Raw genomic sequence first — 17,229 nt, forward strand, 5'->3', positions numbered from 1 at the left:
ATCGGACGGCGGTCCAGCGCGACCACGGAGATCGGACAGGCCGCCGCCCCGGGCACCGGAGCTAAGCGATGGTATCGACCAGGCCGCCTTCGACGCGTAACGCGGCCCCATTGGTAAAGGAAGCCTCCTTCGAGGCGACATAGACGACCATGTTGGCGACCTCGTCGACGCTGGCGAAGCGCTGCAGCAGCGAGCCCGGACGGTGCTGCTTGACGAAATTCGCCGCCGCCTCCTGCTCCGACTGGCCGTTCTGGCGCGCGAGATCCTTGACGAAGGTCTCGACGCCCTCGGACAGCGTCGGCCCGGGAAGAACGGAATTGACGGTCACACCGGTGCCGCGCGTCAGCTTGGCGAGCCCGCGCGAGATCGCAAGCTGCGCGGTCTTGGTCATGCCGTACTGGATCATCTCGGTCGGGATGTTCAGCGCCGACTCCGAGGAGATGAAGACGATGCGACCCCAATTGCGCTTCAGCATGCCCTGCATGTAGGCGCGCGCCATCCGCACGCCCGACATCACGTTGATCTCGAAGTACCGGCTCCACTCCTCATCCGAGATCTCGAAGAAATCCTGCGCCCCGTAGATGCCGGTGTTGTTGATGAGGATGTCGACCTCGGGAAGCGCCGTGACCAGATCATTGCAGCCCTCGATCGTGCCGACGTCGCCGGCAATGCCGCGGACCTTGGCGCCCGTATGCGCGGCCTTGAGCTGGGCCACGGCGGCGTCGACGCGATCCCGGCTGCGCCCATTGACGACCACCTCGGCGCCGGAGGCGGCGAGCCCCTTGGCAATGGCAAGGCCGATGCCGGCGGTGGAACCGGTGACCAGGGCAATCTTTCCTGAGAGGTCGATGTGCATGAGCAGCTCCCGTTGTGCAATCGAACGCATGTGGGATGGCGCAGCGCCGACACCCAACGCGCTGTGTGCAGAGCTGATCCTCAAAATAAAAGCGGCGCCCGAAGGCGCCGCTTTCAAAAATCCTGGATCGGAGCAAGCTTACGCCGCTTCCGAGGTCTCCTGGACCGGGCCGGAATCCTGGCCCTTGGCATCGACGTCGCGATCGACGAACTCGATCACCGCCATGGCGGCGTTGTCGCCGTAGCGGAAGCCGGCCTTGATGATGCGGGTGTAGCCGCCGTTGCGGTCCTTGTAGCGGGCCGCCAGCACGTCGAACAGCTTCTTGGTCATCGCCTCGTCGCGCAGCTCCGACGCCGCCTGGCGGCGCAGCGACAGGCCGCCCTTCTTGCCGAGGGTGACCAGCTTCTCGACGATCGGCCGCAACTCCTTGGCCTTCGGCAGCGTGGTGACGATCTGCTCGTGCTTGATCAGCGCGGCGCACATGTTGGCGAACATCGCCTTGCGGTGCTCGGCGGTGCGGTTGAGCTTCCGATGAACCTTGCCGTGACGCATTGTCTTAGTCCTTCATTTCAATCTGCCGCGACGGTTCGTCGGACATCTGCTCAGGTGGGCTGCCTGCGTTCGCCCGGGTCAGTCATTCCGGGGCGCCTCGAAGAGGCGAGCCCGGAATCTCGAGATTCTCGGTGCGCAACTGCGCACCTGAGGGTTCGATGCTGCGCACCGCCCCGGAATGACGAAAATCAGTAGTGATCTTCGAAGCGCTTGGCGAGCTCGTCGATGTTCTCCGGCGGCCAGCCCGGCACTTCCATGCCGAGATGCAGCCCCATCTGAGCCAGCACTTCCTTGATCTCGTTCAGCGACTTGCGGCCGAAGTTCGGGGTGCGCAGCATCTCCGCTTCCGACTTCTGCACGAGGTCACCGATATAGACGATGTTGTCGTTCTTCAGGCAGTTGGCCGAACGCACCGACAGCTCGAGCTCGTCCACCTTCTTGAGGAAGGCCGGGTTGAAGGCGAGATCGGGGATGATCTCCTGCGCGACTTCCTTGCGCGGCTCTTCGAAGTTGACGAAGACGTTGAGCTGGTCCTGCAGGATGCGCGCGGCATAGGCCACGGCGTCCTCCGGCGAGATCGCGCCATTGGTCTCGATCGTCATGGTCAGCTTGTCGTAGTCGAGGATCTGGCCCTCGCGGGTGTTCTCGACCTTGTAGGAGACCTTGCGGACCGGCGAGAACAGGCTGTCGATCGGGATCAGGCCGATCGGCGCATCCTCAGGACGGTTGCGCTCGGCCGGCACATAGCCCTTGCCGGTGGTGACCGTGAACTCCATGCGGATCTCGGCGCCGTCGTCCAGCGTGCAGATCTGCAGCTCCGGATTGAGCACGACGACGTCGCCCACGGTCTGGATGTCACCGGCGGTGACGGCACCAGGACCCTGCTTCTTCACGACCATGCGCTTGGGGCCTTCGCCCTGCATCTTGATCGAGATGTCCTTGATGTTCAGCACGATGTCGGTGACGTCCTCACGAACGCCCGCGATCGAGGAGAACTCATGCAGCACGCCGTCGATGTGTACCGACTGCACGGCGGCGCCCTGCAGCGACGACAGCAGGATGCGACGCAGCGCGTTGCCCAGCGTCTGGCCGAAGCCGCGCTCCAGCGGCTCGGCAACCACGGTGGCGAAACGGGTCGCGTCGGATCCCGGCGTGACCTGGAGCTTGTTCGGCCGAATCAATTCTTGCCAATTCTTCTGGATCGTCACTGTTTCACCCATACGGGCCAGCCCTCGCGGTCTGAACGGCTGGCGTTGGAGACCCGCGCATCAGATCGCGCGGCAATCAAATCGCTCAAAAGCACAACGAGGCGGACCTGCGGCCCGCCTCCTTCACATCACACCCGCCGACGCTTGCGCGGACGGCAGCCATTATGCGGGATCGTCGTCACGTCACGGATCGAGGTGACGGTGAAGCCCGCAGCCTGCAGCGCACGCAGCGCCGACTCGCGGCCCGAACCCGGGCCTGCGACCTCGACCTCGAGCGTGCGCATGCCATGTTCCTGGGCCTTCTTGGAGACGTCCTCCGCCGCAACCTGCGCGGCATAGGGGGTCGACTTGCGCGATCCCTTGAACCCCATCGTGCCCGCCGACGACCAGGCAATGGTGTTGCCCTGCGCGTCGGTGATGGTGATGGTGGTGTTATTGAACGACGAGTTCACATGCGCGACGCCAGAGGCAATGTTCTTGCGCTCACGACGGCGAACGCGTCCGGCTTCCTTAGCCATATAGGTACCTTTCTCACGATCTCAACGCCGCCGTCATGCCAGCGGCTACACCGAAAAAGCCAATGACGAGTGGCGAATAGGGTTTCTGCCCTACTCGCCGTCAGCCATTCGCTACGCGCCAGATTACTTCTTCTTGCCGGCGATCGCCTTGGCCGGACCTTTGCGCGTGCGCGCATTGGTGTGGGTGCGCTGACCGCGCACCGGCAGGCCGCGGCGATGACGCAGGCCGCGATAGCAGCCGAGATCCATCAGCCGCTTGATGTTGATGCCGGTCTCGCGCCGCAGGTCACCCTCGACGACGTAGTCGCGGTCGATCACTTCGCGGATCTGCAGGACTTCCTGGTCGCTCAGCTGATTGACGCGGCGATCCTCGGCAATCTTGACCTTGTCCATGATGTCGGCCGCGATCTTCGGGCCGATGCCATGGATGTACTGGAGCGCGATCAGCACGCGCTTATTGGTCGGGATGTTGACACCGGCAATACGGGCCACGGACTTCTCTCCTGTCACCGATCTCGCTTGCGGACCGGCCTTCCTTCTCGCTATCTCGGGCAGACGTCCGCAAACGCGAACAAGACGCCCACCCCTCGATTCGTGGGGCCCGGCATCTTTTTGAAAACTATCCGACTTGGATGCGGGCTTATTAAGGGATTCATACGGCTGTCGTCAACCGCTCCTAGGCTCTTGACTTCGCTTTTCGCTGCTTTTTTACAGCCTTTCCAGCGGTCTTCCGCGTTCCCTTGGAAGCCTTGCTGGCGGCCGCCGCCGCGCGCTTGGTCGCCTTCTTGGCGGTCTTTTTTACCGTTTTCCTGGCCTTTTTGGCCGCCTTTCCAGCTTTCTTGGCCGCCTTTCGGCCCGTGCCGGACTTTGCCGCCGCCTTCGCCCCTGTCTTGCCGCCCGTCCGGGCTGCAGCCTTGTTGACAGCTTTTTTACCAGTCTTGGCCTTACCAGCCTTGGCCTTAGCGGTCTTGGCCTTGCCGGTCTTGGCGTTAGCGGTTTTGGGGCTGCGCTTGGAGGAGGTCGCCTTCTTGGCGGCGCGGCTGGTGCCGCCGGCACCGACCGCCGTCAGAATCCGCTCGATCTCCTGGGTGACCTCCTCGATCGACATCATGCCGTCGACGGTGGCAAGCATGCGGTGGTCGGAATAATAGTGAATCAGCGGCTCGGTCTGGTCGCGATAGCTCGCCAGCCGTCTGGTCAGCACTTCCGGGGTGTCGTCCGGCCGCACGGCCTCGCCGCGGGCCCGCATCTCCGCCGCTCGGCGCTCCACGCGCTCCAGGAGCACGCTCTCGTTGACCTTGAGCTCGATCACGGCGTCCAGCGTCATCTGCTTGGTCTGGAGCAGCTCGTCGAGCTCCTCGGCCTGCCGCACCGTGCGCGGAAAGCCGTCCAGGATGAAGCCGTTATGGGCATCCGGCTGCTCGATCCGGTCGGCGATGATGCCGACCACGACCTCGTCCGGTACCAAATGACCGGCGGCCATGATGTCCTTGGCTTTCAGCCCGATCGGGGTTTCTGCCGCCACCGCCGCCCGCAGCATGTCACCGGTCGACAATTGGACGATGCCGTAGCGCTGGACCAAACGCTGTGCCTGCGTACCCTTGCCCGATCCTGGCGGTCCCAGAAGAATAAGTCTCATTTCAATTCGCCCCCCGGCACACGGTGAGCGACCGTCCCGCGCACCTTGTTCTTGGCTTGTTGGTTTCCCGGGTTGACGCCGGACCCCTAGCCGCGGCGCCGCCCCCGCAATTTCGACTTCCTGATCAGGCCTTCATATTGATGGGCCAGCAGATAACCCTGAATCTGCGCCACGGTATCCATCGTCACGCTGACCACGATCAGAAGCGAGGTGCCGCCAAAGTAGAACGGCACGGAGGCGTAGGAAATCAGAATTTCCGGAATCAAACAAACGATTGCCAGATAGATGGCGCCGATCACCGTGATCCGGGACAGCACATAGTCGATATATTCCGCAGTGCGCTCGCCCGGCCGGATGCCCGGGATGAAGCCGCCATGCTTCTTCAGATTGTCCGCGGTCTCGGTCGGGTTGAACACGATCGCGGTATAGAAGAAGGCGAAGAACAGGATCAGGGCCAGATACAGGATCAGGAACAGCGGCCGGCCATGGCCGAGCTGGGTCGTGATCCACTGGAACCACTCCGGTCCCCGCCCCGCATTGAAATTGGCGACCGTGGTCGGCAGCAGCAGCAGCGACGAGGCGAAGATCGGCGGAATCACGCCGGAGGTATTGAGCTTCAGCGGCAGATGCGAGGACTGGCCCTCGAACATCTTATTGCCGACCTGGCGTTTCGGATACTGGATCAGGAGCCGGCGCTGGGCGCGCTCCATGAACACGATGAAGGCGATCACGGCGACCGCCATGATGATCACCACGAGGATCACGCCGGTCGACATGGCGCCCTGGCGGCCGAGCTCGAGCATGTTCGCGAGCGCGGACGGCAGCTCGGCCACGATGCCGGACAGGATGATCAGCGAAATGCCGTTGCCGATGCCGCGCGAGGTGATCTGCTCGCCGAGCCACATCAGGAACATGGTGCCGCCGGTCAGGGTGATCGCGGTGGACAGGCGGAAGAACAGGCCGGGATCGCTGACGACGTTGCCGGCGCCTTCCAGCCCGACCGCAATGCCGTAGGACTGCACAGCGGCAAGAATCACCGTGAGGTAGCGCGTGTACTGGTTCAGCGTCTTGCGGCCGGCCTCGCCTTCCTTTTTTAAGGCTTCCAGCTGCGGCGAGACGGTGGTCAGGAGCTGAATGATGATCGATGCCGAAATGTACGGCATGATGTTCAGCGCGAAGATCGCCATGCGGTGGATGCCTCCGCCGGCGAACATGTTGAACATGCCGAGAATGCCGCCGGCCTGGGTGCGGAACACCGAATCCCAGATCGCGGGATCGATGCCGGGCAGCGGAATGTAGGTCCCGAGGCGGTAGACGAGCAGCGCGCCGAGGGTGAACCAGATGCGCTTTTTCAGCTCTTCGTTCTTGGCAAAGTCGCCAAGGTTGATGTTTGCCGCCAGTTGTTCCGCTGCTGAGACCATCTTTGGCTTTCTCCCGCCGCCCTACCCGCCACTCCTCCCGCGAGGGCTCACGAGATCGGGCAAGCGCCGGATATTATTTGGTGCGCAGGTTCATTCTGTCTATCGCCCTGCCTGCGCTGCTCACGCTTAAGGCAGAGCGATGACGCAGATGTTACGCCGCCTCGCCGCCTTCGGCCGGCGCGGGCGCCAGGATCTTCACGGTGCCGCCGGCCTTCTCGACCGCAGCGATCGCCGACTTCGAGGCACCATGCACCTCGATGTTGACCTTCGCCTTGAGCTCGCCACGGCCCAGCAGCCGGACGCCGTCCTTTGCACGACGCAGCGCACCAGACTTCACCAGCGCTTCGGCATTGATGACGCTGCCGGCATCGAGCTTCTTGGCGTCGATCGCCTGCTGGACGCGGTCGAGATTGATCTCGACGAAATCCAGCCGGAAGACGTTGTTGAAGCCGCGCTTCGGCAGACGGCGATGCATCGGCATCTGGCCGCCCTCGAAGCCCTTGATGCGCACGCCCGAGCGCGCGGTCTGGCCCTTGCCGCCGCGACCCGAGGTCTTGCCCTTGCCCGACCCGATGCCGCGGCCGACGCGCATGCGCTTCTTGCGCGCGCCCGAATTGTCGGCGATCTCGCTGAGCCTCATGGCCCTTCTCCTTCGAACTTACTTCCCGTCGACGACGCGGACGAGATGTTGAACCTTGGTGATCATGCCACGAACTTCCGGCGAATCCGGCAGCTCGGCGACCCGGCCAATCTTGTTGAGCTTCAACCCGATCAGGGTCGAACGCTGCGAGTGGTGGCGGCGGATCGGGCTACCGATCTGCTCGACCTTGATCGTCTTGGCGCTAGCCATCGTCTTCACTCCGAGATGCGCAGCATCAGCCGCGCGCTGTCTTTAGTCGGCCCAACCTTAATCGGCTGAAGCTTCGGCATCGCCGCCGACGCGACGAGCCTGCAGGGTCGACACCTTGATGTTGCGACGCGCCGCGACCGAGCGCGGTGAGTCCTGATGCTTCAGCGCGTTGAAGGTCGCGCGCACCATGTTGTACGGGTTCGACGAGCCGATCGACTTCGCGACCACGTCCTGGATGCCGAGCGTCTCGAACACCGCGCGCATCGGACCGCCAGCGATGATGCCGGTACCGGCCGGAGCGGCACGCAGGTAGACGCGGCCGGCGCCATGGCGGCCGAAAATGTCGTGATGCAGGGTGCGGCCCTCGCGCAGCGCCACCCGGGTCAGGTTGCGCTTGGCGGAGTCGGTGGCCTTGCGGATCGCCTCCGGCACCTCGCGCGCCTTGCCGTGGCCGAAGCCGACCCGGCCCTTCTGGTCGCCGATCACGACGAGTGCGGCAAAGCCGAAGCGCTTACCGCCCTTCACGACCTTCGCGACACGATTGATGTGGACGAGCTTGTCGACGAACTCGCTGTCGCGCTCCTCGCGCTCCTTGCTCCGTTCGCGGCCGCCGCGTTCGCGTTCACCTGCCATGGTGCTATCCGATCTCTCAAAAGGGCGCAGAGCCCGTATCCGTTTTAAATCTTAGAAGCTCAGCCCGCTCTCGCGCGCCGCATCCGCCAATGCCTTGACACGGCCGTGATAGAGATAGCTGCCGCGATCGAACACGACTTCCTTGATGCCCACCTTCACCGCGCGCTCGGCGAGCAGCTTGCCCACCGCCTTGGCGGCATCGATGTTGGCACCCGTGTTGCCGACCGTACGCATCTCCTTCTCCATCGACGACGCAGAGGCGAGCGTCTCGCCCTTCAGGTCGTCGATGACCTGCGCGTAGATGTGCTTCGACGAACGGAACACCGACAGGCGCGGACGGCCGCCTGCGGAGCGGCGCAGCGACAGCCTGACGCGCTGCTTGCGCCGGGCATTCGTAACCTTGGCTCTCGTCATGACCGGCTCCGTTACTTCTTCTTGCCTTCCTTGCGGAAGATGAATTCACCCGCGTACTTCACGCCCTTGCCCTTATAGGGCTCCGGCGGACGGTAGGCACGGATCTCGGCCGCGACCTGCCCGACCCGCTGCGAGTCGATGCCGGTGACGGTGATCTCGGTCGGCTTCGGCACGGTGATCGTGATGCCTTCCGGGATCGTGTAGACCACGTCGTGGCTGTAGCCGAGCGCGAGCTGCAGGTTCTTGCCCTGCATCGCGGCGCGGTAGCCGACGCCGGTGATCTCGAGCTTCTTCTCGAAGCCCTTGGTGACGCCCTCGACCAGGTTGGCGATCTGTGCCCGGGCGGTGCCGTAAAGCGAACGCGCCCGCTTGGTCTCGGCGCGCGGGGCGACCTTGACCTGACCGTTCTCGAACTTCACCTCGACATCGTCATGGACGATGAACTGAAGCTGGCCTTTCGGCCCCTTCATCTTGACGGTCTGGCCGTCGACGCTCGCCGTCACACCGGACGGCACCGCCACTGGCTTCTTGCCAATACGTGACATGGCCCAAATCCTTCTTAGAACACCGTGAAGAGAACTTCACCGCCGACATTCGCGTCACGCGCGTCATGATCGGCCATGATTCCCTTCGGCGTCGACAACACCGAAATTCCGAGCCCGTTGTTCACGCGCGGCAGGTTCTTCACCGAGGTGTAGACCCGCCGGCCGGGCTTCGAGACCCGCTCGATCTCGCGGATCACGGGCTCGCCGTCGAAATATTTCAGCTCGATCTCGAGCTCGCTGCGGCCCGACGGATGCTCCACCGTGGCATAGCCGCGGATGTAGCCTTCCGACTTCAAGACCTCGAGCACGCTGGCGCGCATCTTCGAGCCGGGGGTCGAGACCTTCGACTTCGAACGCATCTGCGCGTTGCGGATGCGGGTGATCAGATCGCTGATGGGATCGTGCGTTGACATGAGCGACCCTCCTTACCAGCTCGACTTCACGAGGCCCGGAACCAGGCCCTTCGAGCCCAGCTCGCGCAGCGCGATGCGGCTCAGCTTGTTCTTGCGATAGTTCGAGCGCGGACGCCCGGTCAGTTCGCAGCGATTGCGAATCCGGGTCGTCGACGAGTTGCGCGGCATTTCCGCCAGCTTCAGGGTCGCGGCGAAGCGCTCCTCCATCGGCTTGCTCTTGTCGGCGATGATCGCCTTCAACCGCGCGCGCTTCGGACCGGCGTTCTTCGCCATCCGCTTGCGCCGGTTGTTCTTCTCGACTGAACTCTTCTTTGCCATGCTTGGCTCCTAGGTATCCGCGTTTGAGATGCTCGAACTCAGCGTCTCACTGCCGGAACGGGAAATTGAATGCGGTCAGAAGGGCACGTGCCTCGTCGTCGGTGCGCGCGGTGGTGCACACCGTGATGTCCATGCCCCAGCTCTCCCCCGCCTTGTCGAAATCGATCTCGGGGAAGATGATGTGCTCCTTGATGCCGAGCGAGTAGTTGCCACGGCCGTCGAAGCTCTTCGGGTTCAGGCCGCGGAAGTCGCGGACGCGCGGCAGCGCGACGTTGACCAGGCGGTCGATGAATTCGTACATGCGCGCCTTGCGCAAGGTCACCTTGCAGCCGATCGGCTGGTTCTCGCGCAGCTTAAAGGTCGCGATCGCGACCCGCGAATAGGTCACGACGGCCTTCTGGCCCGCGATCAGCGACAGGTCGGCCGCAGCGGTCTCCGCCTTCTTGCGGTCGTTGACGGCCTCGCCGATGCCCATGTTCAGCACGACCTTGTCGAGCCGCGGCACCTGCATGACGTTGTCATAGCCGAACTTCTCGGTCAGCTGGCTCTTGATCTTGCGATCATATTCCGCGCGCAGGCGCGGCAGGTAAGCGGTCTCAGCCATCGATCTCTGCTCCCGAGCTCTTGGCGACGCGGACCTTCTTGCCGTCTGCCAGAACCTTGAATCCGACGCGCGTCGGCTTACCGTCCTTGCCGAGATACGCGATGTTGGACAGTTGGATCGGCGCCTCCTTGGAGATGATGCCGCCCTCCTGCTGCGCCGTCTGCTTCTGGTGGCGCTTCACCATGTTGACGCCGCGCACCAATGCGGTGCCCGCGTCGGGGCGCACCTCGAACACCTCACCGGTGCGACCCTTGTCGCGGCCGGTCAGCACGATGACCTTGTCGCCCTTGCGGATCTTGGCAGCCATCACAGCACCTCCGGCGCGAGCGAAATGATCTTCATGTGGTTCTTGGCGCGCAGCTCGCGCGGCACCGGCCCGAAGATACGGGTGCCGACCGGCTCGGACTGGTTGTTGATCAGAACGGCGGCGTTGCGGTCGAAGCGGATCACCGAACCGTCGGCGCGGCGAATGTCCTTGCGGACGCGCACCACGACGGCCTTCATGACGTCGCCCTTCTTCACCTTGCCGCGCGGAATCGCTTCCTTGATCGACACCACGATGATGTCGCCGACGGTGGCGTAGCGGCGCTTGGAGCCGCCAAGCACCTTGATACACATGACACGGCGTGCGCCGGAATTGTCGGCCACGTCGAGGTTGGTCTGCATCTGAATCATTGATGCACCTCGTCCTCTTTAAATGCTCGCGCGAGACAGTCGCGCCTTGACTTGCTCCCGAATGCGAAACCGGCCGTTACGGGCCGGTCCGCCTCAGGCGGTTTTCTTGTGTTCGCCCCGGATCACGGTCCAGCGCTTCAACTTCGAGATCGGTCGGCTCTCCTCGATCCACACCGTGTCGCCCGGCTTGAACTCGTTGCTCTCGTCGTGGGCGTGGTAGTTCTTGGAGCGGCGGATGGTCTTCTTGTAGATCGGATGGGTGAAGCGCCGGTCGACGCGCACCACCACGGTCTTGGCCTGCTTGTCGCTGACGACAACGCCCTGAAGGGTCCGTTTCGGCATGTGTCGAGCCTCTTACTTGGTCTTGGCGCGCTGCTGCGCGGCGATGGTCTTGATGCGGGCGATGTCGCGGCGCGCCTCCTTGAGACGCGAGGTGTTCTCCAGCTGCCCGGTGGCGCGCTGGAAGCGCAGATTGAAGCGCTCCTTCTTCAGATTGAGGATGGCATCCTCCATCTGGTCGGGGCTCATCGCGCGGATGTCGGAAACTTTCATCTCGGCCATGTCCGTTACTCCGCAATGCGCTCGACGAAGCGCGTCTTGATCGGCAGCTTGGCGGCCGCCAAGAGCAGCGCCTCGCGCGCGATCTGGTTGCTCACGCCGTCGATCTCGAACATCACCCGGCCCGGCTTGACCCGCGCCACCCACAATTCCGGCGAACCCTTGCCGGAGCCCATGCGGACTTCGGCCGGCTTCTTCGACACCGGAACGTCGGGGAACACGCGGATCCAGACGCGGCCGGCGCGCTTCATGTGACGGGTCAGCGCGCGGCGGGCGGCCTCGATCTGGCGCGCGGTGACGCGCTCCGGCTCCATGGCCTTCAGCCCGAACTGGCCGAAGGCCAGCGTCGCGCCCGAGGACGCAACGCCGCGGATACGGCCCTTATGCGCCTTTCGGAACTTGGTTTTCTTTGGTTGCATCATGGCTGTTAGCCCTCAAACCTATGTTCTCGCGGCGTCTATCAGGCCGCGTCGCGGCGGGAGCGCTGCGAACCGCCGCCACCGTCGCCCTCGGCCATCCGCTTGTCCTGCGCCATCGGATCGTGCTCGAGGATCTCGCCCTTGAAGATCCAGACCTTCACGCCGCAGGTGCCGAAGGTCGTGAATGCGGTCGCCGTGCCGTAGTCGATGTCGGCGCGCAGCGTGTGCAGCGGCACCCGCCCCTCGCGATACCACTCCATGCGGGCGATTTCCGCGCCGCCCAGACGGCCCGAGCAGTTGATGCGGATGCCTTCGGCGCCCAGACGCATCGCCGACTGCACGGCGCGCTTCATGGCGCGGCGGAAGGCGACGCGGCGCTCCAGCTGCTGCGCGATCGATTCCGCGACCAGGGTCGCGTCGAGCTCCGGCTTGCGGATTTCGACGATGTTGATGACGACGTCCGACGAGGTGATGTCGGCGACCCGCTTGCGCAGCTTGTCGATGTCGGCGCCCTTCTTGCCGATCACGACGCCCGGACGCGCCGAGTGGATGGTCACCCGGCACTTCTTGTGCGGACGCTCGATGACGATGCGCGCGACAGCCGCCTGCTTGAGCTCCTTGTGCAGGATCTCGCGGATCTTGACGTCTTCATGCAACAGCTTGCCGTACTCGGCCTTGCCGGCGAACCAGCGCGAATCCCAGGTCCGGTTGATGCCGAGACGCAAGCCGATCGGATTGATCTTTTGACCCATCGTATTCTCCCAGCGCTTACGCGCTCGCCTCGACCTGACGAACGACGATCGTCAGCTGCGAAAATGGTTTGAAAATGCGGCCCGAACGGCCACGGCCGCGCGGCGAGAAACGCTTCATGACGATGCCGTTGCCGACGAAGGCTTCCGACACGATGAGATCGTCGACCTCGAGATCGTGGTTGTTCTCGGCGTTGGCGATCGCCGATTCCAGGCACTTCTTGACGTCGACCGCGATCCGCTTGCGCGAGAACTGCAGGTCGGCGAGCGCAGAAGAGGCCTTCCGGCCGCGGATCATCTGGGCGACCAGGTTGAGCTTCTGCGGGCTCACCCGGAGCATCCGGGCGACCGCCTTGGCCTCGTTGTCCGGGAGGCTCCGTTCGCGCTTTGGTTTGCTCATCGCTTAAATCCCTAAGGCCTGTCTCTTTAGGCCTACCCTTTAGGCTTTCTTGGCTTTCTTATCGCCGGAGTGACCGTGGAAGGTCCGGGTCGGCGAGAACTCGCCGAACTTGTGCCCGACCATTTCCTCGTTGACCGCCACCGGCACGTGCTTCTGGCCGTTGTAGACGCCGAACGTCAGCCCGACGAACTGCGGCAGGATGGTCGAGCGGCGGCTCCAGATCTTGATCACGTCATGACGGCCGGACGCACGCGCCGCATCTGCCTTCTTCAGCAGCGACGCCTCGACGAACGGGCCTTTCCAGACTGAACGAACCATGTCCGGCGTTCCTTACTTCTTCCGCTTGTGGCGGCTGAGGAGAATGAATTTATCGGTCGACTTGTTGGTGCGGGTCTTCTTGCCCTTGGTAGGCTTGCCCCACGGAGTGACCGGGTGACGACCGCCGGAGGTACGGCCTTCGCCGCCGCCGTGCGGGTGGTCGATCGGGTTCATGGCGACGCCGCGGTTATGCGGGCGACGGCCCAGCCAGCGCTTGCGCCCGGCCTTGCCGATCGAGATGTTCATGTGGTCCGGGTTCGACACCGCACCGATGGTGCCGCGGCAACGGCCGTGCACCAGGCGCTGCTCGCCCGAGTTCAAGCGCAGGATCACGTAGTCCTGGTCGCGACCGACGATCTGGGCGTAGGTGCCGGCCGAACGCGCCAGCTGACCGCCCTTGCCGATCTTGACCTCGATGTTGTGCACGATCGTGCCCACCGGCATGTTGCCCAGCGGCATGACGTTGCCGGGCTTCACGTCGACATAGTTGCCGGCGACGATGGTGTCGCCGACCGCAAGCCGCTGCGGCGCCAGGATGTAGGCCAGCTCGCCGTCCTGATACTTGATCAGGGCGATGAAGCCGGTGCGGTTCGGATCATATTCCAGCCGCTCGACAGTGGCGGGAACGTCCACCTTCTCGCGCTTGAAATCGACGTTGCGGTAGGCCTGCTTGTGGCCGCCGCCGCGGAAACGCACGGTGATGCGGCCGGTGTTGTTGCGGCCGCCGCTTCCCAGCTTGCCCTCGGTCAGAGCCTTGACCGGCTTGCCCTTGTAGAGCGCGGAGCGATCGACCATCACCAGCTGGCGCTGGCCCGGCGTCGTGGGGTTGAATGTCTTCAATGCCATGGCAGTGCAGCCTTATAGCCCGGTGGTCACGTCGATGCGGTGGCCCTCTTCAAGGGTCACGATCGCGCGCTTGGAGTCCGACTGCGACCCGAGATGGCCGCGGAACACCTTGGTCTTGCCCTTGCGGACGAGCGTGTTGACGCTCTTGACCTTCACGTCGAACAGCTTCTCGATCGCCTCTTTGATCTGCGGCTTGGTGGCCTTGGCGGCGACCTTGAACAGAACCTTGTTGTGCTCCGAGGCGTAGGTCGCCTTTTCGGTCACGACCGGCGAGAGGATGATGTCGTAATGGCGCGGATCGATGGTCTTCATTTGAAGCGCGCCTCCAGCGCATCGATCGCCGCCTTGGTCAGCACCAGCTTCTGACGGCGCAGGATGTCGTAGACGTTGATGCCCTGGATCGGCAGCACGTCCATGTTCGGGATGTTGCGGGCCGCGCTGGCGAACCCGCCATGCAGCTCGGCGCCGTCGATGATCAGCGCGTTGGTGAGGCCGAGGCCGGAGAAGTGCCCGACCAGCGCCTTGGTCTTGGCGGCCTCGAGCGTGGCGTTCTCCAGCACGATCAGGTCGCCGTCCTTGGCCTTGGCCGACAGCGCATGCTTGAGCGCCAGCGCGCGCACCTTCTTCGGCAGATCGGTGGCGTGCGAACGCACCACCGGACCGAAGGCGCGGCCACCGCCACGGAACTGCGGCACGCGGGCCGAGCCGTGACGGGCACCGCCGGTGCCCTTCTGCTTGTACATCTTCTTGCCGGTGCGCCAGATCTCGGCGCGGCCCTTGGCCTTGTGGGTGCCGGCCTGGCGCTTGTTCAGCTGCCACTGCACGCAGCGCGCAATGATGTCCTGGCGCGGATCGAGGCCGAAGATGGCGTCGGACAGCTGGACGGAGCCGGCTTCCTTGCCCTCAAGGGTCGTGACTTTCAGTTCCATGTTATGCGCCCTCCTGCTCGGCCGGCGCTTCAGCCTGCTCGGTCGCGACCTTGAACTTGCCGGGCTTCGGCGCTTCCTTCGGCAGAGGCTTCTTCACGGCGTCGCGCACCGAGATCCAGCCACCCTTGGAGCCGGGCACCGCGCCCTCCACCAGGATCAGGCCGCGCTCGACATCCGTCTGCACCACCCGCAGGTTGAGCGTGGTGACGCGATCGACGCCCATGTGACCGGGCATCTTCTTGTTCTTCCAGGTCTTGCCGGGGTCCTGACGGCCACCGGTCGAACCGATCGAACGGTGCGAGATCGACACGCCGTGCGTGGCGCGCAGACCGCCGAAATTCCAGCGCTTCATACCGCCGGCGAAGCCCTTACCGACCGAGGTGCCGGTGACGTCGACGAACTGGCCGACGACGAAATGATCGGCCTGGATCTCGGCGCCGACCGGAATCAGCGCATCTTCGCTGACACGGAATTCGGCGACCTTGCGCTTCGGCTCGACCTTGGCAACGGCGAACTGACCGCGCTCGGCCTTCGGCATGTAGACCGTCTTACGGCTGCCGCTGCCGAGCTGCAGCGCGACATAGCCGTTCTTTTCTTTGGTGCGGTGACCAACCACCTGGCAGTTGCCGAGCTTCAGCACGGTCACGGGGATATGTTCGCCGGCCTCTGTGAAGACCCGCGTCATCCCGACCTTTTGTGCGATCACTCCGGAGCGCATCGGCGTGCATCCTGTTCTTCTGTGTGTCCACAAATTGCGGACGTGAATCCAAAAACTTAGAGCTTGATCTCGACGTCGACGCCGGCGGCCAGATCGAGCTTCATGAGAGCATCGACCGTCTGCGGAGTCGGATCGACAATGTCGAGCAGGCGCTTGTGGGTGCGCATCTCGAACTGCTCACGGCTCTTCTTGTCGACGTGCGGCGAACGGTTGACGGTGAACTTCTCGATGCGGGTCGGCAGCGGAATAGGTCCGCGAACCTGGGCGCCGGTGCGTTTCGCCGTGTTCACGATCTCCCGCGTCGACGTATCGAGGATACGATGGTCGAACGCCTTGAGACGGATGCGAATGTTCTGGCCGTTCATTGCCGTATGCTTTCTCTAGTGAGTGGCGAGTAGCGAGTAGCGTATGGATCTGGTCCACCCGCCACTCGCCATTCCCTATCGCTTGTTACTCGATGATCGAGGCGACGACGCCGGCGCCGACGGTGCGGCCGCCTTCACGGATGGCGAAGCGCAGCTTCTCTTCCATCGCGATCGGCACGATCAGGTGCACTTCCATCGCGATGTTGTCGCCCGGCATCACCATCTCGGTGCCTTCCGGCAGGTGCACGACACCGGTCACGTCGGTGGTGCGGAAATAGAACTGCGGGCGGTAGTTGGTGAAGAACGGGGTGTGGCGGCCGCCCTCTTCCTTGGTGAGGATGTAAGCCTCGGCCTTGAACTTGGTGTGCGGCTTGACCGAACCCGGCTTGCACAGCACCTGGCCGCGCTCGACTTCCTCGCGCTTGGTGCCGCGGAGCAGCGCACCGATGTTGTCGCCAGCCTGACCCTGATCGAGCAGCTTGCGGAACATTTCGACGCCGGTCACGGTGGTCTTCTGGGTCGGACGGATGCCGACGATCTCGATTTCGTCGCCCACCTTCACGATGCCGCGCTCGACACGGCCGGTCACCACGGTGCCGCGGCCCGAGATCGAGAACACGTCTTCCACCGGCATCAGGAACGGCTGGTCGATCGGACGCTCCGGCTGCGGAATGTACTCGTCGACATTGCGCATCAGCTCGAGGATGGCGTCATGGCCGAGCTTCTTGTCCGAATCTTCGAGAGCGGCCAGCGCCGAGCCCTTGATGATCGGGATCTTGTCGCCCGGGAATTCGTACTTCGAGAGCAGCTCGCGGACCTCGAGCTCGACGAGCTCCAGGAGCTCCGGATCGTCGACCATGTCGCACTTGTTGAGGAACACGACCAGCGCGGGCACGCCGACCTGGCGGGCGAGCAGGATGTGCTCACGGGTCTGCGGCATCGGGCCGTCAGCGGCCGACACGACCAGGATCGCACCGTCCATCTGGGCGGCGCCGGTGATCATGTTCTTCACGTAGTCGGCGTGGCCGGGGCAGTCGACGTGGGCGTAGTGGCGGTTCTTGGTCTCGTACTCGACGTGCGCGGTCGAGATGGTGATGCCGCGGGCCTTCTCTTCCGGCGCCTTGTCGATCTGGTCGTATGCCGTGAACGTCGCACCGCCGGTCTCGGCCAGGATCTTGGTGATCGCTGCCGTCAGCGAGGTCTTGCCATGGTCGACGTGACCGATCGTGCCGATGTTGCAGTGCGGTTTGTTACGTTCAAACTTTGCTTTGGCCATTTGAC

Annotated in this window: 29 protein-coding genes; all 29 read right to left on the bottom strand. The window is 63.9% G+C overall.

The window, feature by feature from the left end; translation table 11 throughout:
* Nucleotides 1–61: 61 nt before the first annotated feature.
* Nucleotides 62–856: an SDR family NAD(P)-dependent oxidoreductase gene (locus ACQR1W_RS29420; protein ID WP_434854066.1), complete on the bottom strand. Its 795-nt coding sequence runs from the start codon at nt 854–856 to the stop codon at nt 62–64.
* Nucleotides 857–994: 138 nt separating this feature from the next.
* Nucleotides 995–1,408: a 50S ribosomal protein L17 gene (rplQ, locus tag ACQR1W_RS29425; RefSeq protein WP_008969423.1), complete on the bottom strand. Its 414-nt coding sequence runs from the start codon at nt 1,406–1,408 to the stop codon at nt 995–997.
* Between the two features lie 188 nt (nt 1,409–1,596).
* A complete protein-coding gene (locus tag ACQR1W_RS29430) occupies nt 1,597–2,628 on the bottom strand; it encodes a DNA-directed RNA polymerase subunit alpha (RefSeq protein ID WP_035981631.1) in 1,032 nt (343 codons plus the stop codon).
* Nucleotides 2,629–2,744: 116 nt separating this feature from the next.
* Nucleotides 2,745–3,134, bottom strand: coding sequence for a 30S ribosomal protein S11 (rpsK, locus tag ACQR1W_RS29435; protein WP_008969421.1), 390 nt, complete (start codon nt 3,132–3,134; stop codon nt 2,745–2,747).
* A 123-nt stretch (nt 3,135–3,257) separates the two neighbouring features.
* Nucleotides 3,258–3,626, bottom strand: a complete 369-nt coding sequence (gene rpsM, locus ACQR1W_RS29440; RefSeq protein ID WP_434854067.1) for a 30S ribosomal protein S13 — start codon at nt 3,624–3,626, stop codon at nt 3,258–3,260.
* A 184-nt stretch (nt 3,627–3,810) separates the two neighbouring features.
* On the bottom strand, nt 3,811–4,773 hold the full coding sequence (locus ACQR1W_RS29445) for an adenylate kinase (RefSeq protein WP_434854068.1): 963 nt from the start codon (nt 4,771–4,773) through the stop codon (nt 3,811–3,813).
* An 86-nt stretch (nt 4,774–4,859) separates the two neighbouring features.
* Nucleotides 4,860–6,194 carry a preprotein translocase subunit SecY gene (gene secY, locus ACQR1W_RS29450; RefSeq protein WP_434854069.1) on the bottom strand — a complete coding sequence of 445 codons (1,335 nt, stop codon included), beginning with the start codon at nt 6,192–6,194 and terminating at the stop codon, nt 4,860–4,862.
* A gap of 151 nt (nt 6,195–6,345) precedes the next feature.
* The gene (gene rplO / locus ACQR1W_RS29455; RefSeq protein WP_434854070.1) at nt 6,346–6,834 is read right to left on the bottom strand and encodes a 50S ribosomal protein L15; all 489 of its coding nucleotides are present in this window, start codon (nt 6,832–6,834) and stop codon (nt 6,346–6,348) included.
* A gap of 18 nt (nt 6,835–6,852) precedes the next feature.
* Nucleotides 6,853–7,044: a 50S ribosomal protein L30 gene (gene rpmD, locus ACQR1W_RS29460; RefSeq protein ID WP_008969416.1), complete on the bottom strand. Its 192-nt coding sequence runs from the start codon at nt 7,042–7,044 to the stop codon at nt 6,853–6,855.
* A 57-nt stretch (nt 7,045–7,101) separates the two neighbouring features.
* Nucleotides 7,102–7,677, bottom strand: a complete 576-nt coding sequence (rpsE, locus tag ACQR1W_RS29465; protein ID WP_008969415.1) for a 30S ribosomal protein S5 — start codon at nt 7,675–7,677, stop codon at nt 7,102–7,104.
* A 51-nt stretch (nt 7,678–7,728) separates the two neighbouring features.
* Entirely contained in the window at nt 7,729–8,091 is a 363-nt protein-coding gene (rplR, locus tag ACQR1W_RS29470) for a 50S ribosomal protein L18 (protein WP_434854071.1), read from the bottom strand.
* Nucleotides 8,092–8,102: 11 nt separating this feature from the next.
* Nucleotides 8,103–8,636, bottom strand: coding sequence for a 50S ribosomal protein L6 (gene rplF / locus ACQR1W_RS29475; RefSeq protein ID WP_008969413.1), 534 nt, complete (start codon nt 8,634–8,636; stop codon nt 8,103–8,105).
* Nucleotides 8,637–8,650: 14 nt separating this feature from the next.
* Nucleotides 8,651–9,049 (bottom strand): 30S ribosomal protein S8, encoded by a 399-nt coding sequence (gene rpsH / locus ACQR1W_RS29480; protein ID WP_231325613.1) that lies wholly within the window; start codon nt 9,047–9,049, stop codon nt 8,651–8,653.
* Nucleotides 9,050–9,061: 12 nt separating this feature from the next.
* Nucleotides 9,062–9,367: a 30S ribosomal protein S14 gene (gene rpsN / locus ACQR1W_RS29485; RefSeq protein ID WP_035981630.1), complete on the bottom strand. Its 306-nt coding sequence runs from the start codon at nt 9,365–9,367 to the stop codon at nt 9,062–9,064.
* A 46-nt stretch (nt 9,368–9,413) separates the two neighbouring features.
* A complete protein-coding gene (rplE, locus tag ACQR1W_RS29490; RefSeq protein ID WP_008969410.1) occupies nt 9,414–9,971 on the bottom strand; it encodes a 50S ribosomal protein L5 in 558 nt (185 codons plus the stop codon).
* Entirely contained in the window at nt 9,964–10,278 is a 315-nt protein-coding gene (gene rplX / locus ACQR1W_RS29495; RefSeq protein WP_008969409.1) for a 50S ribosomal protein L24, read from the bottom strand. Before rplX ends, rplE begins: the two co-directional genes overlap by 8 nt.
* The gene (gene rplN / locus ACQR1W_RS29500; RefSeq protein ID WP_006611848.1) at nt 10,278–10,646 is read right to left on the bottom strand and encodes a 50S ribosomal protein L14; all 369 of its coding nucleotides are present in this window, start codon (nt 10,644–10,646) and stop codon (nt 10,278–10,280) included. The genes rplX and rplN overlap by 1 nt, the downstream gene beginning before the upstream one ends.
* A gap of 93 nt (nt 10,647–10,739) precedes the next feature.
* Entirely contained in the window at nt 10,740–10,988 is a 249-nt protein-coding gene (rpsQ, locus tag ACQR1W_RS29505; RefSeq protein WP_008969408.1) for a 30S ribosomal protein S17, read from the bottom strand.
* Between the two features lie 12 nt (nt 10,989–11,000).
* Nucleotides 11,001–11,207, bottom strand: a complete 207-nt coding sequence (rpmC, locus tag ACQR1W_RS29510) for a 50S ribosomal protein L29 (RefSeq protein WP_035981628.1) — start codon at nt 11,205–11,207, stop codon at nt 11,001–11,003.
* A gap of 5 nt (nt 11,208–11,212) precedes the next feature.
* On the bottom strand, nt 11,213–11,626 hold the full coding sequence (gene rplP, locus ACQR1W_RS29515; protein ID WP_008969406.1) for a 50S ribosomal protein L16: 414 nt from the start codon (nt 11,624–11,626) through the stop codon (nt 11,213–11,215).
* A 38-nt stretch (nt 11,627–11,664) separates the two neighbouring features.
* The gene (rpsC, locus tag ACQR1W_RS29520; protein WP_008969405.1) at nt 11,665–12,375 is read right to left on the bottom strand and encodes a 30S ribosomal protein S3; all 711 of its coding nucleotides are present in this window, start codon (nt 12,373–12,375) and stop codon (nt 11,665–11,667) included.
* A 16-nt stretch (nt 12,376–12,391) separates the two neighbouring features.
* Complete coding sequence (gene rplV, locus ACQR1W_RS29525) at nt 12,392–12,772, bottom strand: 50S ribosomal protein L22 (RefSeq protein ID WP_008969404.1); 381 nt, start codon at nt 12,770–12,772, stop codon at nt 12,392–12,394.
* Nucleotides 12,773–12,811: 39 nt separating this feature from the next.
* Nucleotides 12,812–13,090 (bottom strand): 30S ribosomal protein S19, encoded by a 279-nt coding sequence (gene rpsS, locus ACQR1W_RS29530; protein ID WP_008963465.1) that lies wholly within the window; start codon nt 13,088–13,090, stop codon nt 12,812–12,814.
* 12 nt (nt 13,091–13,102) lie between these two features.
* Nucleotides 13,103–13,936 carry a 50S ribosomal protein L2 gene (gene rplB, locus ACQR1W_RS29535; protein WP_008969403.1) on the bottom strand — a complete coding sequence of 278 codons (834 nt, stop codon included), beginning with the start codon at nt 13,934–13,936 and terminating at the stop codon, nt 13,103–13,105.
* A gap of 12 nt (nt 13,937–13,948) precedes the next feature.
* Nucleotides 13,949–14,248 (bottom strand): 50S ribosomal protein L23, encoded by a 300-nt coding sequence (locus ACQR1W_RS29540; protein ID WP_008969402.1) that lies wholly within the window; start codon nt 14,246–14,248, stop codon nt 13,949–13,951.
* Nucleotides 14,245–14,865 (bottom strand): 50S ribosomal protein L4, encoded by a 621-nt coding sequence (rplD, locus tag ACQR1W_RS29545; protein ID WP_434854072.1) that lies wholly within the window; start codon nt 14,863–14,865, stop codon nt 14,245–14,247. Before rplD ends, ACQR1W_RS29540 begins: the two co-directional genes overlap by 4 nt.
* A 1-nt stretch (nt 14,866) precedes the next feature.
* Nucleotides 14,867–15,583, bottom strand: coding sequence for a 50S ribosomal protein L3 (gene rplC, locus ACQR1W_RS29550; protein ID WP_434854073.1), 717 nt, complete (start codon nt 15,581–15,583; stop codon nt 14,867–14,869).
* A 56-nt stretch (nt 15,584–15,639) separates the two neighbouring features.
* Entirely contained in the window at nt 15,640–15,948 is a 309-nt protein-coding gene (gene rpsJ, locus ACQR1W_RS29555; protein ID WP_002712302.1) for a 30S ribosomal protein S10, read from the bottom strand.
* 85 nt (nt 15,949–16,033) lie between these two features.
* Nucleotides 16,034–17,224, bottom strand: coding sequence for an elongation factor Tu (gene tuf, locus ACQR1W_RS29560; RefSeq protein ID WP_008969399.1), 1,191 nt, complete (start codon nt 17,222–17,224; stop codon nt 16,034–16,036).
* Between the last annotated feature and the right edge of the window lie 5 nt (nt 17,225–17,229).

It is taken from the genome of Bradyrhizobium sp. HKCCYLS1011 (assembly GCF_051167795.1).
Lineage (GTDB): Bacteria > Pseudomonadota > Alphaproteobacteria > Rhizobiales > Xanthobacteraceae > Bradyrhizobium.

Bases quoted from the DNA above. Each gene is read 5' to 3' on its own strand.
- ACQR1W_RS29420 (WP_434854066.1), bottom strand. From the start codon at position 856: ATGCACATCGACCTCTCAGGAAAGATTGCCCTGGTCACCGGTTCCACC.
- rplQ (WP_008969423.1), bottom strand. From the start codon at position 1,408: ATGCGTCACGGCAAGGTTCATCGGAAGCTCAACCGCACCGCCGAGCAC.
- ACQR1W_RS29430 (WP_035981631.1), bottom strand. From the start codon at position 2,628: ATGGGTGAAACAGTGACGATCCAGAAGAATTGGCAAGAATTGATTCGG.
- rpsK (WP_008969421.1), bottom strand. From the start codon at position 3,134: ATGGCTAAGGAAGCCGGACGCGTTCGCCGTCGTGAGCGCAAGAACATT.
- ACQR1W_RS29445 (WP_434854068.1), bottom strand. From the start codon at position 4,773: ATGAGACTTATTCTTCTGGGACCGCCAGGATCGGGCAAGGGTACGCAG.
- secY (WP_434854069.1), bottom strand. From the start codon at position 6,194: ATGGTCTCAGCAGCGGAACAACTGGCGGCAAACATCAACCTTGGCGAC.
- rplO (WP_434854070.1), bottom strand. From the start codon at position 6,834: ATGAGGCTCAGCGAGATCGCCGACAATTCGGGCGCGCGCAAGAAGCGC.
- rpmD (WP_008969416.1), bottom strand. From the start codon at position 7,044: ATGGCTAGCGCCAAGACGATCAAGGTCGAGCAGATCGGTAGCCCGATC.
- rpsE (WP_008969415.1), bottom strand. From the start codon at position 7,677: ATGGCAGGTGAACGCGAACGCGGCGGCCGCGAACGGAGCAAGGAGCGC.
- rplR (WP_434854071.1), bottom strand. From the start codon at position 8,091: ATGACGAGAGCCAAGGTTACGAATGCCCGGCGCAAGCAGCGCGTCAGG.
- rplF (WP_008969413.1), bottom strand. From the start codon at position 8,636: ATGTCACGTATTGGCAAGAAGCCAGTGGCGGTGCCGTCCGGTGTGACG.
- rpsH (WP_231325613.1), bottom strand. From the start codon at position 9,049: ATGTCAACGCACGATCCCATCAGCGATCTGATCACCCGCATCCGCAAC.
- rpsN (WP_035981630.1), bottom strand. From the start codon at position 9,367: ATGGCAAAGAAGAGTTCAGTCGAGAAGAACAACCGGCGCAAGCGGATG.
- rplE (WP_008969410.1), bottom strand. From the start codon at position 9,971: ATGGCTGAGACCGCTTACCTGCCGCGCCTGCGCGCGGAATATGATCGC.
- rplX (WP_008969409.1), bottom strand. From the start codon at position 10,278: ATGGCTGCCAAGATCCGCAAGGGCGACAAGGTCATCGTGCTGACCGGC.
- rplN (WP_006611848.1), bottom strand. From the start codon at position 10,646: ATGATTCAGATGCAGACCAACCTCGACGTGGCCGACAATTCCGGCGCA.
- rpsQ (WP_008969408.1), bottom strand. From the start codon at position 10,988: ATGCCGAAACGGACCCTTCAGGGCGTTGTCGTCAGCGACAAGCAGGCC.
- rpmC (WP_035981628.1), bottom strand. From the start codon at position 11,207: ATGGCCGAGATGAAAGTTTCCGACATCCGCGCGATGAGCCCCGACCAG.
- rplP (WP_008969406.1), bottom strand. From the start codon at position 11,626: ATGATGCAACCAAAGAAAACCAAGTTCCGAAAGGCGCATAAGGGCCGT.
- rpsC (WP_008969405.1), bottom strand. From the start codon at position 12,375: ATGGGTCAAAAGATCAATCCGATCGGCTTGCGTCTCGGCATCAACCGG.
- rplV (WP_008969404.1), bottom strand. From the start codon at position 12,772: ATGAGCAAACCAAAGCGCGAACGGAGCCTCCCGGACAACGAGGCCAAG.
- rpsS (WP_008963465.1), bottom strand. From the start codon at position 13,090: ATGGTTCGTTCAGTCTGGAAAGGCCCGTTCGTCGAGGCGTCGCTGCTG.
- rplB (WP_008969403.1), bottom strand. From the start codon at position 13,936: ATGGCATTGAAGACATTCAACCCCACGACGCCGGGCCAGCGCCAGCTG.
- ACQR1W_RS29540 (WP_008969402.1), bottom strand. From the start codon at position 14,248: ATGAAGACCATCGATCCGCGCCATTACGACATCATCCTCTCGCCGGTC.
- rplD (WP_434854072.1), bottom strand. From the start codon at position 14,865: ATGGAACTGAAAGTCACGACCCTTGAGGGCAAGGAAGCCGGCTCCGTC.
- rplC (WP_434854073.1), bottom strand. From the start codon at position 15,583: ATGCGCTCCGGAGTGATCGCACAAAAGGTCGGGATGACGCGGGTCTTC.
- rpsJ (WP_002712302.1), bottom strand. From the start codon at position 15,948: ATGAACGGCCAGAACATTCGCATCCGTCTCAAGGCGTTCGACCATCGT.
- tuf (WP_008969399.1), bottom strand. From the start codon at position 17,224: ATGGCCAAAGCAAAGTTTGAACGTAACAAACCGCACTGCAACATCGGC.